This window comes from Pseudomonas marginalis, from assembly GCF_900105325.1.
In the GTDB taxonomy this organism is placed as follows: Bacteria; Pseudomonadota; Gammaproteobacteria; order Pseudomonadales; family Pseudomonadaceae; genus Aquipseudomonas; species Aquipseudomonas marginalis.
On the sequence record NZ_FNSU01000003.1, the window covers coordinates 683,036 to 697,725 of the forward strand.

Genomic DNA, 14,690 nt, shown 5'->3' on the forward strand with positions numbered 1-14,690 from the left:
AATTCTGTAAACCGCGCCTGATAACAGGCAAAAAATCCTCAAGCGCCGACATAAACTGGAAAAAAAGCCCGGAGGTGCCCATGAACGGTTTCGCGAGTGCAGTGAATCACACAGCCCTGGATCAACCAGAGCTAGACGAATGGCGCGACGCGCTGGCGTCGCTGGTAGCCAATGCCGGCCCTGAGCGCGCACGCCAGATCCTCGATCTGCTGGCCCGCGATGCCAGCGCTCCGCACATCGACTGGAAACCCCGCCACGGTACGCCCTACATCAATAGCATCAGCGTCGAGCAGCAACCGGCGTTTCCCGGCGACCTGGCCACCGAAGAGCGCCTGGCCTCACTGGTACGCTGGAACGCCCTGGCCATGGTGGTGCGGGCCAACCAGGCCTATGGCGAGCTCGGTGGCCACATTGCCAGTTACGCCAGTGCGGCGGATTTGTTCGAGGTGGGCTTCAATCACTTTTTCCGCGCCCGCAATCACGACTTTGGCGGCGACCTGGTGTTCTACCAGCCGCATTCGGCCCCCGGCATTTATGCGCGCGCCTTCCTTGAAGGGCGCTTGAGCGAGGACGACCTGGCCCACTATCGCCAGGAACTCGGTGGCGCCAAGGCCGGGGCGAGTGGGCTGTGCAGTTACCCGCACCCGTGGTTGATGCCTGACTTCTGGCAGTTCCCCACCGGTTCCATGGGCATTGGCCCCATCAGTTCGATTTTCCAGGCGCGCTTCATGCGCTATCTGCAGCATCGCGGCCTGCAGGACACCGCCGAGCGTCACGTGTGGGGTGTCTTCGGCGACGGCGAGATGGACGAGCCGGAAAGCATGTCGGCCCTGACCCTGGCCGCGCGCGAAGGCCTCGACAACCTGACCTGGGTGGTCAACTGCAACCTGCAACGCCTCGACGGCCCGGTGCGTGGCAACGGGCGGATTATCGACGAGCTGGAGGCATTGTTCGCGGGGGCGGGCTGGAACGTGATCAAGCTGGTCTGGGGGGCGGACTGGGACGCCTTGCTCGCCAAGGACGCCGACGGTTCCCTGGTCAACACGTTGTCGAACACCGTGGACGGCCAATTCCAGACCTTCGCTGCCAAGGACGGGGCCTACAACCGCGAACACTTCTTCGGCCAGAGCGCGGCGCTGGCCAGCTTGGTCAAGGGCATGAGCGATGAGCAGATCGACCGCCTCAAGCGTGGCGGCCACGACATGGTCAAGATCCACGCCGCCTATCATGCCGCGCGCCGGGTCAAGGGCAAGCCCACGGTGATCCTGGCCCAGACCAAAAAAGGCTTCGGCATGGGCGAGGCCGGGCAGGGCAAGATGACCACTCACCAGCAGAAAAAGCTCGATCGCGACGCGCTGCTCGCTTTCCGCAACCGTTTCCAGTTGCCGCTGAGCGATGAACAGGCCGAGTCGCTGAGCTTCTTCAAACCCACGGATGACAGCCTCGAGTTGCGCTACCTGCATCAGCGGCGCACGGCCTTGGGCGGTTATGTGCCCAGCCGTAGCCAGGCCGCGGCACCGGTGAACGTCCCGCCCGTGAGCGGTTACGCCGGTTTCGCCACGGCGGCCGACGGCAAGGAAATGTCCACCACCATGGCCTTCGTGCGCATGCTGACCAACCTGCTCAAGGACAAGGCGCTCGGGCCGCGCATCGTGCCCATCGTGGCGGATGAGGCGCGCACTTTCGGCATGGCCAACCTGTTCAAGCAGATCGGCATCTATTCCAGTGTCGGCCAGCGTTATGAGCCGGAAGACATCGGCTCGATCCTCAGCTACCGCGAAGCCACCGACGGGCAGATTCTTGAAGAAGGCATCAGCGAGGCCAGTGCCATCAGTTCCTGGGTCGCGGCGGCCACCAGTTACTCGGTGCACGGCCTGCGCATGCTGCCGTTCTACATCTATTACTCGATGTTCGGCTTCCAGCGCGTCGGCGACCTGATCTGGGCCGCCGCCGACCAGCGCGCCCGTGGCTTCCTGCTCGGTGCCACGGCCGGGCGGACCACACTCGGCGGTGAGGGCTTGCAGCACCAGGACGGCAGCAGCCACCTCACCGCCGCCACCGTGCCCAACTGCCGCGCCTACGATCCGGCGTTTGCCGGGGAATTTGCGGTGATCCTCGACCACGGCATGCGCCAGATGCTGGAACAGGATGTGGACGAGTTCTACTACGTGACCCTGATGAACGAAAACTACCCGCAGCCAAGCCTGCCCGCAGGCGTGGAGGCGGCGGTCATCAAGGGCCTGTATCGCCTGGAAGGCGCCGCCGACGCCCGGGTACGCCTGCTCGGTTCGGGCACCTTGCTGCGTGAAGCCCAGGCCGCCGCGCGGTTACTGGCTGAGGATTGGCACGTGGCGAGCGAGGTGTACAGCGTCACCAGTTTCAGCGAACTGGCACGGGAGGCGCGGGAAGTGGAACGCTGGAACCGCCTGCATCCGCAGGCCGGCAAGCGCGTCAGTCACCTGAATGACTGCTTGCCGGCAGGTGCGCCAGTGGTTGCCGTGTCCGACTACGTACGCGCAGTACCGCAGATGATTGCGTCCTATCTTGACTCCAGCTACACCGTGCTCGGCACCGACGGGTTCGGTCGCAGTGATACACGGGCGGCGCTGCGGGATTTCTTTGAGGTGGATCGGCATCACATCGTGCTGGCGGCGCTTACCGCGTTGGTGGAGCAGGGCAGTCTTGAGCGGCAGGTGTGCCACCAGGCGATTGAGCGGTATGGCTTGCAGGTGGATCGCGCAGCTTCCTGGACCTGCTGATTCCCCCCGTAGATACAACACCGCGTAAATCCGTAGCTGTCGAGCCCCGGCGAGGCTGCGTAGGCCGCGACTCGAGCTTGAATCGGCAGCGCGCCTGACGCAGCCTCGCTGGCAGCTCGGCAGCTGCTACGACGGTCACATGCTGCTGGCGATGAGGGGCTGACCGAACACTTCGCGTATAAACCCCGGGGCGATATACCGCTCGTAATGCGCCTCGGACAGCAGGAAAAACTCCCGGTCAATGGCATCGCGCAAATCCGCCAGGCTGCGTTCGCGAAACTCCGGCAACAACGCCAACCCATAGGCGTCCAGCCTGGAAATCACCCGCGCGCCCCGGGCAATCAGCTGGTACGCCCAGCAATACGGCGACTGGTGCGGCATAAAGCGAATCTTGCGGTCTTCCAGTTGCTGGCGCAGGCGCTGCGGGTCGAACACTTCCAGTTTGCTGGCCATCACCTGCACCAGCAACTGCTCAAGGCGCAGCCATACCGCCTGCTTTTCCTCGGCGTTGTAGCCATTCCACTGGATCACTTCATGGTGATAACGCTTGCAGCCTCGGCAGACCAGGTCCCCGTAAACGGTGGAGCACAGGCCGACGCAGGGGGTCTTGATGGTTTGATTGGGCATAAAAAATATCGACAAGTGAAACAACACGGCCCCAGAAAGGGGCCGTTTTTTAATCAATCCCAGCTCAGCGCACCGCCGGTCTGATACTCGATCACACGGGTTTCGAAGAAGTTTTTCTCTTTCTTCAAATCCATGATTTCACTCATCCACGGGAACGGGTTAGTCGTCCCCGGATACTCTTCCTTCAAGCCAATCTGCGACAGGCGACGGTTAGCGATGAACTTCAAATAGTCTTCCATCATCGCGGCGTTCATACCGAGCACCCCGCGCGGCATGGTATCCCGCGCATATTCAATCTCCAGCTGAGTCCCCTGCAGGATCATCTGGGTCGCTTCTTCCTTCATCTCGGCATCCCACAGGTGTGGGTTTTCGATCTTGATCTGGTTGATCACGTCGATACCGAAGTTCAGGTGCATCGACTCATCGCGCAGGATGTACTGGAACTGCTCGGCCACGCCGGTCATTTTGTTGCGGCGGCCCATGGACAAAATCTGGGTGAAGCCGCAGTAGAAGAAGATGCCTTCCAGCACGCAGTAGTAGGCGACCAGGTTGCGCAGCAGTTCCTTGTCGGTGTCGACGGTGCCGGTTTCGAACTTCGGATCGGAGATCGAGCGGGTGTATTTCAGGCCCCAGGCTGCCTTCTTAGCCACCGATGGAATCTCGTGGTACATGTTGAAGATCTCGCCTTCATCCATGGCCAACGATTCGATGCAGTACTGGTAGGCGTGGGTGTGGATCGCTTCTTCGAAGGCCTGGCGCAGGATGTACTGGCGGCACTCCGGGTTGGTGATCAGGCGGTACACGGCCAGGACCAAGTTATTGGCGACCAGGGAGTCGGCGGTGGAGAAGAAGCCGAGGTTGCGCATGACGATGCGGCGTTCGTCGTCGGTCAGGCCTTCGGGGTTTTTCCACAGGGCGATGTCGGCGGTCATGTTGACCTCTTGCGGCATCCAGTGGTTGGCGCAGCCGTCGAGGTACTTCTGCCAGGCCCAGTCGTACTTGAAGGGCACGAGTTGGTTGAGGTCGGCGCGGCAGTTGATCATGCGCTTTTCGTCAACGGCGACGCGGGCGGAGGCGCCTTCGAGTTCGGCGAGGCCTTCGGCGACGTCGAGTTTGTCCAAGGCGGCCTTGGCGCGCACGATGGCGGCGGAGTCACTGGCGGTGACGGCGCGTGCTTCGATGGCGGCAGCGGCACCGGCACCGTCGAGGCGGTCCATGTTGGCTTCGCTGGCGTGGCCGGCGTTGGCGCCTTTGATCACGGCTGCACCGGTGTCCTCGTTGTCGACTTCATCCCAACTCAGCATTGAAATACTCCCTTCTGTTCTGTTTTGACGGCATGTGAACCCGTCCAAAAAAATACGATCTGCAGGCTGCCAGGCATTGAAATACTGCGCAGAGTGTGGTCGGTGATTACCGATGCTGCACACTATGTAGTGGTCTGTTCTGTTTGTTGGCACACTATATGGTGTGTAACAGAATGGGTCAACGAACAAGAAAGGATCGAACGTCGCAGGGGGTGGCAGAACCGCCGCTGTCGTTCAGGACCCGCCCGCAGCCTCGAGTAACAGCGCTTCAAACACCTGCTGCACCCGTGGCTCATCACTGTGGGCCACGTTGAAACGCATCGAATCGCGATGGGCCGGGTCGTAGCCGAAGAGCGCGCCCGGCGCCAGTACCAGGCTGCGTTTCAACGCTTCCTGGGCCAACCATTCGCCGTTCACACCCGCTGGCAGGCGTGCCCAGATAAACATCCCGCCCTCATAGGCCATCGGCAACTCGCACCCGCAGCGCCGCAGCCATTGCTCCACGCGCCCGCCGGCTTCCATCAGGCGTTGGACCATGCGCTTGCGGTGCTTGGCGTAGCTGCCTTCGCTGAGCATGCGGTAGACGATCTGCTCGAACAGTTCCGAGGTCACGCCGCCGCTCATCAACTTCATATTGGTCAGGTTGGCGGCCAGTTGCGGCGCGGCCACCACGAAGCTGACGCGGGTGTTGGCACTGAGGATCTTCGAGAAACCCGACAGGTAGGTGACCTGGTCCAGCCCGGCGAGGGTGGCCAGGCGTGGCGGCGGGTTGGGGTGCAGGTCGCCGTAAAGATCGTCCTCGACGATATGGCAGTGGTACTGCTGGGTCAGTTGCAACAGGCGAAACGCCTGGCTGGGGCTGAAGGAGTGGCCGGTCGGGTTATGCAGCACGCTGGTGGTCAGGTACAGGCTCGGACGGTGTTCGGCCAGCAGTTGTTCGAGGGCGGTGAAATCGAAACCGTCGGGGCGGCGTTGGATGGTCACCACCTTGACGCCGTGCAGCGCCAGGTTGGCGTGGAAGTTGAAATAGCACGGTGCGTCCAGCAGCACCGTGTCGCCGGGCCTGGCGAGCAGGCGCATGAGCATGTCCAGGCCCTGCAGGGTGTTGGGGGTGGTGATGATTTGTTCCACCGGGACCGACAAACCGTCGGCGTGCAGCTTCTGTTGCAGGGCCAGGCGCAAGGGCAGCAGCCCGGCGGGCGTGCCCAGCCCGGCGATGCGCAACGACGGCGTGCGCACCACGCTGCGCATGGCCTGGCGGATGCCCTCGGCGTCCAGCCAGGCTTCCGGCAGGTGGCCGCCGCCGGGGCGCAGCTCGCCGCCGGCGGTGACCAGCGGGCGACGCAGCACGCTGAGCAGGTCCTGGGGCAGCAGGTCGACCCACGCCACCGAGACCGGACGCGTGCTGTCCATCGCCACGAAGTAGCCACGCCCCTGCCTGGAGGTCAGCAGGTTGCGCCCGCGCAGGCGGTCCAGGGCTTCGTTGAGGGTGAACTTGCTGACGCCCAGGGTCTGGGTCAACTCCCGCACCGACGGCAACTTGCTGCCGGGCGCCCATTCGCCGCTCTCGATGCGCTGGCTGAACGCCTCGACGATCTGCTGCACCTTGGGTGTGCCGTCCACGAACGCGATGGCGGATACAAACATAAACTGTCCTTGTGTTTGCCGGTGCTTTTACCGGTGAAGTTTGGCCGGATTAGGCCTGACTTTACCTGCCTTGTGCAACGGCGCTTGCCTACACTGCAGGCCTTCTCACCCTGGGTCCAAGGCCATGACCAGCGCATTGACGCTCTCTTCGTTTCTCTACTTCCTGCTGTTTTGCGCCACCATGACCTTCAGCCCTGGCCCCATGACCCTGCTGCTGTTGAGCTTGGGCTTAAAGGACGGCCTGCGCAGTTCGCTGCCGGCCCAATTCGGCGCCAGTGTGTCGTACCTGATTTCGATCCTGATCTTTGCCGTGGGCTTTTCGGCACTGATCAAGGGCAATCTCGCCATCACCCAGAGCATCCAGATAATCGGCGTGGTCTACATCCTTTACCTGGCCTACAAACAATGGACCAGCAGCGGTGCCGCCATGGATAAGGCCGCTGGAGTAGAGGGCGCACGCCGCTTGTTCGGCAAGGGTTTGCTGACCGGGTTCTCCAACCCCAAGACCCTCATCATGTTCAGCGCTGTATTCCCACAGTTCGCCGGGGCAGGGGAGCAACGTTCGGCGGTGGATATCGCCATCCTCGGGGCGACCTTCCTGGTGCTGCAATTTGCCAGCGGTTGCCTGTATTGCTACTTCGGCCAACGCATCAAGCACGTGCTGGAAAACCCCAGGCGCCGTGTGCTGTTGCAGCGGATTACTGCGGTGCTGTTGCTGGGTGTGGCGTTGATGCTGGCCCGCGGTTTTCCCCACTGAATGGTTTGGATGGGGAATGAGCAGTAGTGGCGAATTGCTGGCGCCCTGATAGACTCCAGGCATTCATCCAGGATTACAGCCCTCCATGCCTGCCGTCGGAGGAAAAGGATTTCCGCTCGCTACCCGTTTGTATAAATCCCGCACCTTAGGGCTGACGCTCGGTTTTGTGTGCGTAGTGTTTGGCATGTATCCGCTGGATCCGGCGCCATGGGTGTGGGCCTGGATGGTGATCAATGCATTTGTCTGGCCGGTCGTGGCCTTTCAGCGCTCGTTGCGTGCTACCCATACGCTGCGCAGTGAGCGGCGCAATTTGCTGTTCGATTCGTTTTGCGGCGGTTTCTGGGTCGCGGCCATGCATTTCAACCCGCTGCCCGGTGTGACGACCCTGTCGATGATGACCATGAACAACGTCGCCATCGGCGGTCCGCGCTTCATGCTGGCGGGGTGGGCGGCGCAGGCGCTGGGCATCGGCACGTCGCTGTTGATATTCACGCCGGCCTTTATCGCCACGACCACCCCGGTCCAGCTCTATGCCTGCCTGCCGATTCTGATGCTGTACCCGCTGGCGCTGGGTTGGATCTGTTACCGCCAGGCGGTGACCCTGGCCCGGCACAAACGCGAATTGCTGGCGCTGAGTCGCACCGACAGCCTGACCGGCCTGCTCAACCATGGCGCCTGGAAAGACCATCTGGAGATCGAGTTCCAACGTTGCCGCCGCGAACAGCAAGGGGCCGCGATTGCGTTGATCGACATCGACCATTTCAAGCTTATCAACGACACCTATGGCCACGTCACCGGCGACATCGTGCTGCGCCAACTCAGTAAAGTGCTGCGCCAGAACCTGCGCGCCACCGACCTGGCCGGGCGCTACGGCGGCGATGAATTCTGCGTGATCCTACCGGGCATGCCGCTCAACCGTGCCACGGAAGTGATGGATGCCTTGCGCGATCGCTTCAACGCGTTGGCGTACGCCCAGAACCCTTCATTGCGCGCCAGCTTGAGTATCGGCCTGGCGCCGTATCAACCGGGGCACGCCGATTCCACCACGTGGCTCAACGACGCAGACCTGGCGCTGTATGAAGCCAAGAGCAGCGGGCGCAACCGGGTCAGTTCGGTGCACGGCGCTTGGTTGCGGTCGGTCTAGTGGGGTAGGGTGAGGCGGCACCCCAACAAAAAACAAGGACCGGTTCATGCCCTTCACCTTCCCGCGTACTCTCCTGGCCGCCACGCTGGCCTTGTCCTTCGCACTCCCGGCCTACAGCGCCGAACCCCACCGGCAGATCCAGGCGGACGCCGAACAGTACAAGGCCCCGGCCCTGAAACTGCTGGAGCGCCTGGTGAATATCGATTCGGGTTCCGGCTACGGGCCAGGCCTGACCCAGGTGAGTGACATCGCCGTCGATGAACTCAAACAGCTGGGCTTCACCATTGAACGGGTGCCGGATGCCGCCGCCAACAGCAGCCATGTGATCGCCACCCTCAAGGGCAACGGCAAGGCCAAAATCCTGCTGATGGCCCACATGGACACCGTGTTCAAGGAAGGCTCGGCGGCCGAACGGCCGTTTCACATCAAGGACGGCCGCGCCTATGGTCCCGGGGTGATGGATGACAAGGGCGGCATCGTCGCCGGTATCTACGCACTCAAAGTCCTGAAAAACCAGGGCTTCAAGGACTATGCACAGATTACCTTCCTGCTCGATGCCAGCGAAGAAACCGGTTCCGACATCGCCTCTGAACTGATCCGCAACACCGCCAAGGCCCACGACGTCACGCTGAACCTGGAACCCGGCCGCCCAGCCGACGGCCTGGTGGTGTGGCGCAAAGGCAGTGCCACCGCCGTGGTCGAAGTCAAAGGCAAAGCTGCCCACGCCGGCGTGGCCCCGGAGCTGGGGCGCAACGCCGCCATGGAAGCCGCGCATCAGATCCTGCAGTTGGGCAAGCTGGGTGATGAAGAGAAAAAAACCACCATCAACTTCACCGTCATCAAGGCGGGCGACCGCACCAACGTCATCCCCGACCAAGCCACCGCCAAGGCCGACGTACGCGCGGCATTGCCGGAAGAGTTCGACCGGATCGAGAAGGACCTGGTGCGGGTCTCCGCCAACAAGCTGATCCCGGAAACCGAAGTGACCACCACCCTCAAACGCGGCCTGCCGCCCATGCCGCAGACGCCGGAGTCGGACAAGCTGGTGGCGATTGCCCAGGGGATCTATGGGGAGTTGGGTAAAAAGTTGACCATTGAAGGCAGCGGCGGGGCGGCGGATGCCAGTTTGTCCGCCGGGGTGGGGACGCCGACGTTGGATGGGTTTGGGATTGTAGGGGGGAATATTCATACGCCGCAGGAGTATGCGGAGGTGGAGAGTGTTGCACCGCGGATCTACTTGCTGAGTCGGATGATTATGGAACTGAGTAAACGCTGATCAGGCTGGGAGGCTCACCTATTCAATTTGGCTGAGCCTTCATTCCTTGTGGTGAGCAGGCTTGCCCTGCGTGGACTGCGCAGCAGGCCAAAATATTAATAGCAAAGATCGTTATACGGCTGCTTTTTAAGTTGAGTATTGGTTTTTTTGTAGATATTCATCAAACTTTCGAACTATGTGATTTAGCCATAACGGGCCTGAGGCCCATTGGTATGGATAGTAGTAATAGCAATGCTGTATATGCAGTAAATTTTCTTGAAGATCTGGCTCATTGGTATACGAATTTATCAGCTCTAAAATTTCCTGTTTTACTGTCATGATTATTTCTCTAGGCGAGTCCAGTAGAAATGTATCGATGACATCATCGGCCGATGAATGATCTTCCGCCCAATCCTGATTAAAGTAAGCACCAAAAAATTGTTGTAGCTCTGTTAATGGTTCATTCATTTTTCTGGGTATCCTGTTAGCAATAGATAGCCATCTGGCATTTTAGGAGCTCGTTTTATGACTAATAGGAACTTATAAACAGGTACGGATTTTTTTGCTCCATTTAGGATGCTTACCCCTACGGGTTGACTTGAGCTGCCTTTAATTAGGAGTTTTTCCTTGTTTCCACTTAAAAATGTAGTTATTTCTTGCTGGTGTGCAGTCAAGCTTTTGGACACTATAGCCTCAGCCTCTTCTAGAGTTTTGAAGGTAGATGAGGCTGGGATGTGCGGTTCTGATTCAAATCTTGCCGCTAACTGTTCGTCTGTTCGACCGACATGTTTTTCAATCAGGTGTCCTCCAGCCTTCTCGTGAGTAGTTAATACTCCAGGAGGTGCTTTTTTTGTTAAATCGTTTTTTGAATCCGGGCAATTTCCAATCTTACAGCTTAACCCTAACGGATCCACCCACCCCGTCGGATTGGGCACGTACTGATAGGCGTTGATCCCACCCGCCAACTTCACCGGATCAGGCGTCAGGTAACACCCAATATCCGGATTGTAGTAGCGATGGCGGTTGTAGTGCAGCCCGCTTTCCTGATCAAAGTACTGGCCCTGGAAACGTAGCGGGTTGTCGATTGTGCCTTTGTCGAGTCGGCTGATCTGGCCGTAGGCGCGGTAGTGGGCGGACCAGACGATGTCGCCGTCGGGGTCGGTGAGTTCCTGCGGTGTGCCGAGGTGGTCGAGTTGGTAGTGAAAGGCTTTGGTGTCTTGTGGACCAAAGCCATCCAGTAGGGCCAGCGGGCGAAAGCTGTCCGGTTCATAGAGATAGCTGCGATGGCGATCCGCATGGTGTTCGGCAATCAGCCTGTCGCCTTGCCAGAAAAACTCCATGGTTAGGCCGTCAACGGTTTTGCTGATGCGCCGCCCAAACGGGTCGTAGCGGTAACTGGCGGTTTGGCCGTTGGGTTGGGTGATGCCGATCAGCCGATGCTGGCAGTCGTAGCGGTATTCGGTGACGAGTTGATGGCCTTTGCCGCGTCGCTCGCGGATGAGGTTGCCGAAGGCGTCATAGTCGTAGTGGCGGTCGCCCTGGATCATCAGGCGGTTGCCGGCGACGATGTCGGGGCCGGGGCGGTCTTGCATCAGCAGGTTGTCGGCGCGTGTGTGGCCGAAGCGTTCCTGCAGGTCTTGGGAGTGGTCGGCGCGGGTGAGGCGGCCTAGTGGGTCGTAGTGGTAGTGGTGTTCGCCTTTGCGCGTGTCGAGCAGGCGGGTGAGGTTGCCGGTTTTGTCGTAGTCGTATTGGCGTTGGTAGAGGTGGTCCTGTTGCTGGGTGATTGCGTGGGCGTGCAGGCGGTGTTGGTCGTCGTAGTGGTAGTGGCTGAGGAGTTGGCCTTGTCGGCGCTGATGTTCCTGGCCGGCCTTGAACAGATGAGACGTCAGCAGCGCGCCGTTTAATTCGATGGTGGCGAGGTGGCCGCCTTTCGCATGGTTAAAAACCAGTCGGTTGTTATCGGGTAGGCGCAGGTGTTGAAGCTGGCCGCAGGCGTCGTAGCCGTAGCGCGAGGTGCCCCAGCCCTGGTGTTCGGCGGTGAGGCGGTTTTGGCGGTCGTATTCGTAGGCCAGCGCCCAGTGGCCGTCATCGACGCTGAGGAGGTTGCCCTGGCGGTCGTAGGCATATTCAACAAGGCTACCGTCGGGCAGGGTTTTTCTGACGAGGCGTCCGGCGTGATCGCGCTCGTAGCGAGTAACGAGCTGACTGCCATCGTCACCGTGTTCGGTCTTTTCCTGCAGGTTGCCGTTGAGGTCGTAGACGTAGGCCGTACGCTGCCCATCAAACCTGGTTTCCTGCTGGATCAGTCCGTTGGGATGATAAGCAAGTCGGTAGGTCTCGCCGACTTCGTTTTCGATCTCGGTCAGCAACAACCGCACGTTGTCGTAGCGGTAGTTGACCTGAGTGCCATCAGCGTTGATGCGCCGACTGATCAGGTGCAACCCGTCGGCGTATTCGTAGCGGGTGACGTGGCCCAATTCGTCGCGTTCGGCGGTGATTTTTCCGTAGGGGTTGTAGCTGTATTCCCGACATGCACCGCCTGGTAATACGACGCGAACCAAGCGACCCACGCTGTCCCACTGATACTGGGTCAGCGCGCCATGCTCATCCTCGCGCGCCACCTGACGGCCAAGATCGTCATAGCGATACCGCTTGATCCCGCCATTGGGCAGCTGCTCCTCAATCAGTTGCCCCCGCTCATTCCACACCAGCCGCTGACAACTGTGATCCGGGTACCAAACCCCAATCAGTTGCCCGTATTTGTCATAGCTGTAGTCGGTGACATGTCCGTCGGGATCGATCTTACGAATGACGTCGCCCTGGTCATTGCGCTCGTACTTCCAGACCGCCAGACCCCGCCTTACAACCCGTACGAAGCCATTGTCATGCTCGTAGGACGTCGGCTCATCATCCCCGGGAAACAACGCCACCAAGTGTCCGGCGTCGTCGTACTGATACGCCGTCACCGCCCCCAGCGGATCCTGCTCAACCGTCAGCCGGCCTTTGGCATCGTAGGATTTGAAATGCTGGGCACCGTCCGGATCAATCCGCTGCACCAGCCGCGCCCGGTCGTCATGGGCGTACACTTCCTGACTGCCATCGGCGTTATGCAGCGTGACCCGGCCGTCGTCCCCCCAGGCATACCGCGTGTCCGTCTGGGAAAAACTGGCCCAATGCCGAACACATCGCGCAGCCTTGCCAGCCCGTTCCCACGCCCAGAAGAAACTCGCCCCACCGGCCAAGCCCCGCTCAAGAATGACGTGCTGATCGTCGTAGCGATAAACCTCGCTTTCACCTACCGCATTGGTCGCCGAGACCAGTCGGCCAGCATCGTCATAGGCGTAGGAAACAATGCTCTGCTCAGTAATCCAGACATACGGACCACGGTCTTCGGCCCGCTGCACCTGGTAGTCCACCGCCACGATGCGGTCCGATTCATAGCGCAGGAACAGCGCACACCCCGCACCGTTATCCAGCCGCTCGATACGCCCCAGAAAATCCCGAGCAATCCGCAACCGGTTGTCGTAGGCATCACTGATCGAGACCAGCACACCGTCGCGAAAGTGATAAAACCGCGACGCCTGGGACAACACCAGTTCGTCCGGCGATGCGCCCAAATAGATCGCTGCTTCGGCCAAGCTGTTGGTGATTGCAGGCCGAGCAACGGTCGGCATCGGAAACGAAGTACTGCGGTTCTCATGGTCCGTCCACACCACCGAATCGCCCGACACCGCAAGCCGATGCGCCAGCGAATGACTCCAGCCAAACCCCAACCCGACATCCACTTCCACCGCACTGGTGCGATATAACCGTGTCCACTCGAACGGCAAGATTCCATCCAACGTGCCGTCGGTGAGGGTGAGCAATTCCTCCCCGGTAACCATCGACACCGGGCAGCCGTTGGTGACGGTCTTATCCGAAGATGCCGTCGCATCCCCGTTCGGATTCTTCCCTGAAACCGGAACATCATCGACAGGCTCCTGCCTGACCAACACCGTCTGCTGAGTCTTCCCGCGAACCGCCGGCACCGGGTTCGAAACCACATGCTCCCCCGCCTTCAACGGCGCAACCGGGATGGTCTTGATCGACGTCGCAGGGCCACCCAGCAGAACCGGTTTGGCGAGCTCGACATGCTCATCCATGGGCGATTTTCCGAACTGCCCAGCCATGCGTTCCAACCATCGGCGCGCACGTTGAGACTTGATGCCGCCCAGCACGTTGGTACTTATTCGAACCGCCATCCCCATCCCGGCAGTGGCGAGACACAGCAACAAGTTGATCAATACGTCGGCGCTGATTTCCCCGAGCAACTCGTTCATATAGGGCGGTGGCAACAGACGCATCCAGCTGACCATTGCCGACAGATAGATGAACAGCAGCGGCTCGTCGCTGAGCACCAACAAGCCCTTGGCGAGGGCGTCGGCGCCGAGGCTCAGCAGCTTTTCAAGTTCGTCCGCTGACAGGTAGTGCAACAGTTGTTCGGCATAAGCCAGCGGGTCGCCAAGCCACTGAAACAGCTGCTTGACAGTGTCCCAGAGTGAATAAAGCGCTTCGCCGAAGCCGCGGGCATAGGCTTGATGCAGGGCGAGGTAGCGCTTGGGGAAGCTGGCTTCGGAGTAACCCTTCCACAACGGTTCGAAGGTGGTCTCCCATTCACTGCGCAACCAACTGTCCAGCGGGGCGATAACCGACTGATAAGAGGCATACAGCGCCTTGAAATGGTCTTTGGAGACGTTGGGGTAGAAGCTGACCCGGTACTGCTGGTTGCGATCACACTCGGTGATTTCGAGGATGCCGCTGGGGCCGATGGTCTTGTGGATCGGCTCGCCCAGGGGGCCGCCCTCTGGATCGATGCGTTGCACCATCACGGGCGTATTGCCAATGGGCACGAACCGAGCGCTCTGGAACATATGCACCAGGGTCAACGTGCCGTTTGCCTGGCACATTGCGGTCGTGCTGCTGGGAAGGATGGCGCGGTTGATCGGCGCGATGAGCGCCACTTCATCCCCGACCTTGAAGACCTGTTCGATATCCAGGGCCGAAAAGCTAAAGAAGCTTTCCGCCCAGGTCTCGTAGGTATTGAGGCAGCGCCCGAAGTCGCTGAGAACGGATTCGACGTCCCGCGTCTTTGAATCCATGGCGGCCAGCACCAGGTAGCCAATGGCTTGGCGGGTCACCTCGATCATGAAACAGCCCC

Annotated in this window: 9 protein-coding genes; 4 read left to right on the forward strand and 5 right to left on the reverse strand. The window is 60.4% G+C overall.

Going from position 1 to position 14,690, the window contains the following annotated elements:
* Positions 1-80 precede the first annotated feature (80 nt).
* On the forward strand, positions 81-2,759 hold the full coding sequence (gene mdeB, locus BLW22_RS12345; protein WP_074846507.1) for an alpha-ketoglutarate dehydrogenase: 2,679 nt from the start codon (positions 81-83) through the stop codon (positions 2,757-2,759).
* Between the two features lie 135 nt (positions 2,760-2,894).
* Here the strand turns inward: mdeB and BLW22_RS12350 are convergent, their stop codons facing one another.
* From BLW22_RS12350 to BLW22_RS12360, 3 genes are all read right to left on the reverse strand, one after another.
* Positions 2,895-3,386, reverse strand: coding sequence for a DUF1289 domain-containing protein (locus tag BLW22_RS12350; RefSeq protein WP_065948623.1), 492 nt, complete (start codon positions 3,384-3,386; stop codon positions 2,895-2,897).
* A gap of 53 nt (positions 3,387-3,439) precedes the next feature.
* Positions 3,440-4,690 (reverse strand): ribonucleotide-diphosphate reductase subunit beta, encoded by a 1,251-nt coding sequence (locus BLW22_RS12355; RefSeq protein WP_046067981.1) that lies wholly within the window; start codon positions 4,688-4,690, stop codon positions 3,440-3,442.
* 234 nt (positions 4,691-4,924) lie between these two features.
* A complete protein-coding gene (locus BLW22_RS12360; RefSeq protein ID WP_074846512.1) occupies positions 4,925-6,337 on the reverse strand; it encodes an aminotransferase-like domain-containing protein in 1,413 nt (470 codons plus the stop codon).
* 124 nt (positions 6,338-6,461) lie between these two features.
* Here BLW22_RS12360 and BLW22_RS12365 point away from each other — a divergent pair, with 124 nt between their 5' ends.
* The 3 genes from BLW22_RS12365 (at position 6,462) to BLW22_RS12375 (ending at position 9,514) form a co-directional block, all read left to right on the forward strand.
* Complete coding sequence (locus tag BLW22_RS12365; RefSeq protein WP_074846515.1) at positions 6,462-7,094, forward strand: LysE family translocator; 633 nt, start codon at positions 6,462-6,464, stop codon at positions 7,092-7,094.
* 85 nt (positions 7,095-7,179) lie between these two features.
* A complete protein-coding gene (locus BLW22_RS12370; protein WP_065948789.1) occupies positions 7,180-8,238 on the forward strand; it encodes a diguanylate cyclase in 1,059 nt (352 codons plus the stop codon).
* Positions 8,239-8,284: 46 nt separating this feature from the next.
* Entirely contained in the window at positions 8,285-9,514 is a 1,230-nt protein-coding gene (locus BLW22_RS12375) for a M20/M25/M40 family metallo-hydrolase (RefSeq protein ID WP_065923927.1), read from the forward strand.
* Positions 9,515-9,640: 126 nt separating this feature from the next.
* On the opposite strand, the gene BLW22_RS12380 is transcribed toward BLW22_RS12375, so the two are convergent.
* Positions 9,641-9,961: a contact-dependent growth inhibition system immunity protein gene (locus BLW22_RS12380; RefSeq protein ID WP_074846518.1), complete on the reverse strand. Its 321-nt coding sequence runs from the start codon at positions 9,959-9,961 to the stop codon at positions 9,641-9,643.
* Entirely contained in the window at positions 9,958-14,679 is a 4,722-nt protein-coding gene (locus tag BLW22_RS12385) for an RHS repeat-associated core domain-containing protein (protein ID WP_074846521.1), read from the reverse strand. The genes BLW22_RS12380 and BLW22_RS12385 overlap by 4 nt, the downstream gene beginning before the upstream one ends.
* Between the last annotated feature and the right edge of the window lie 11 nt (positions 14,680-14,690).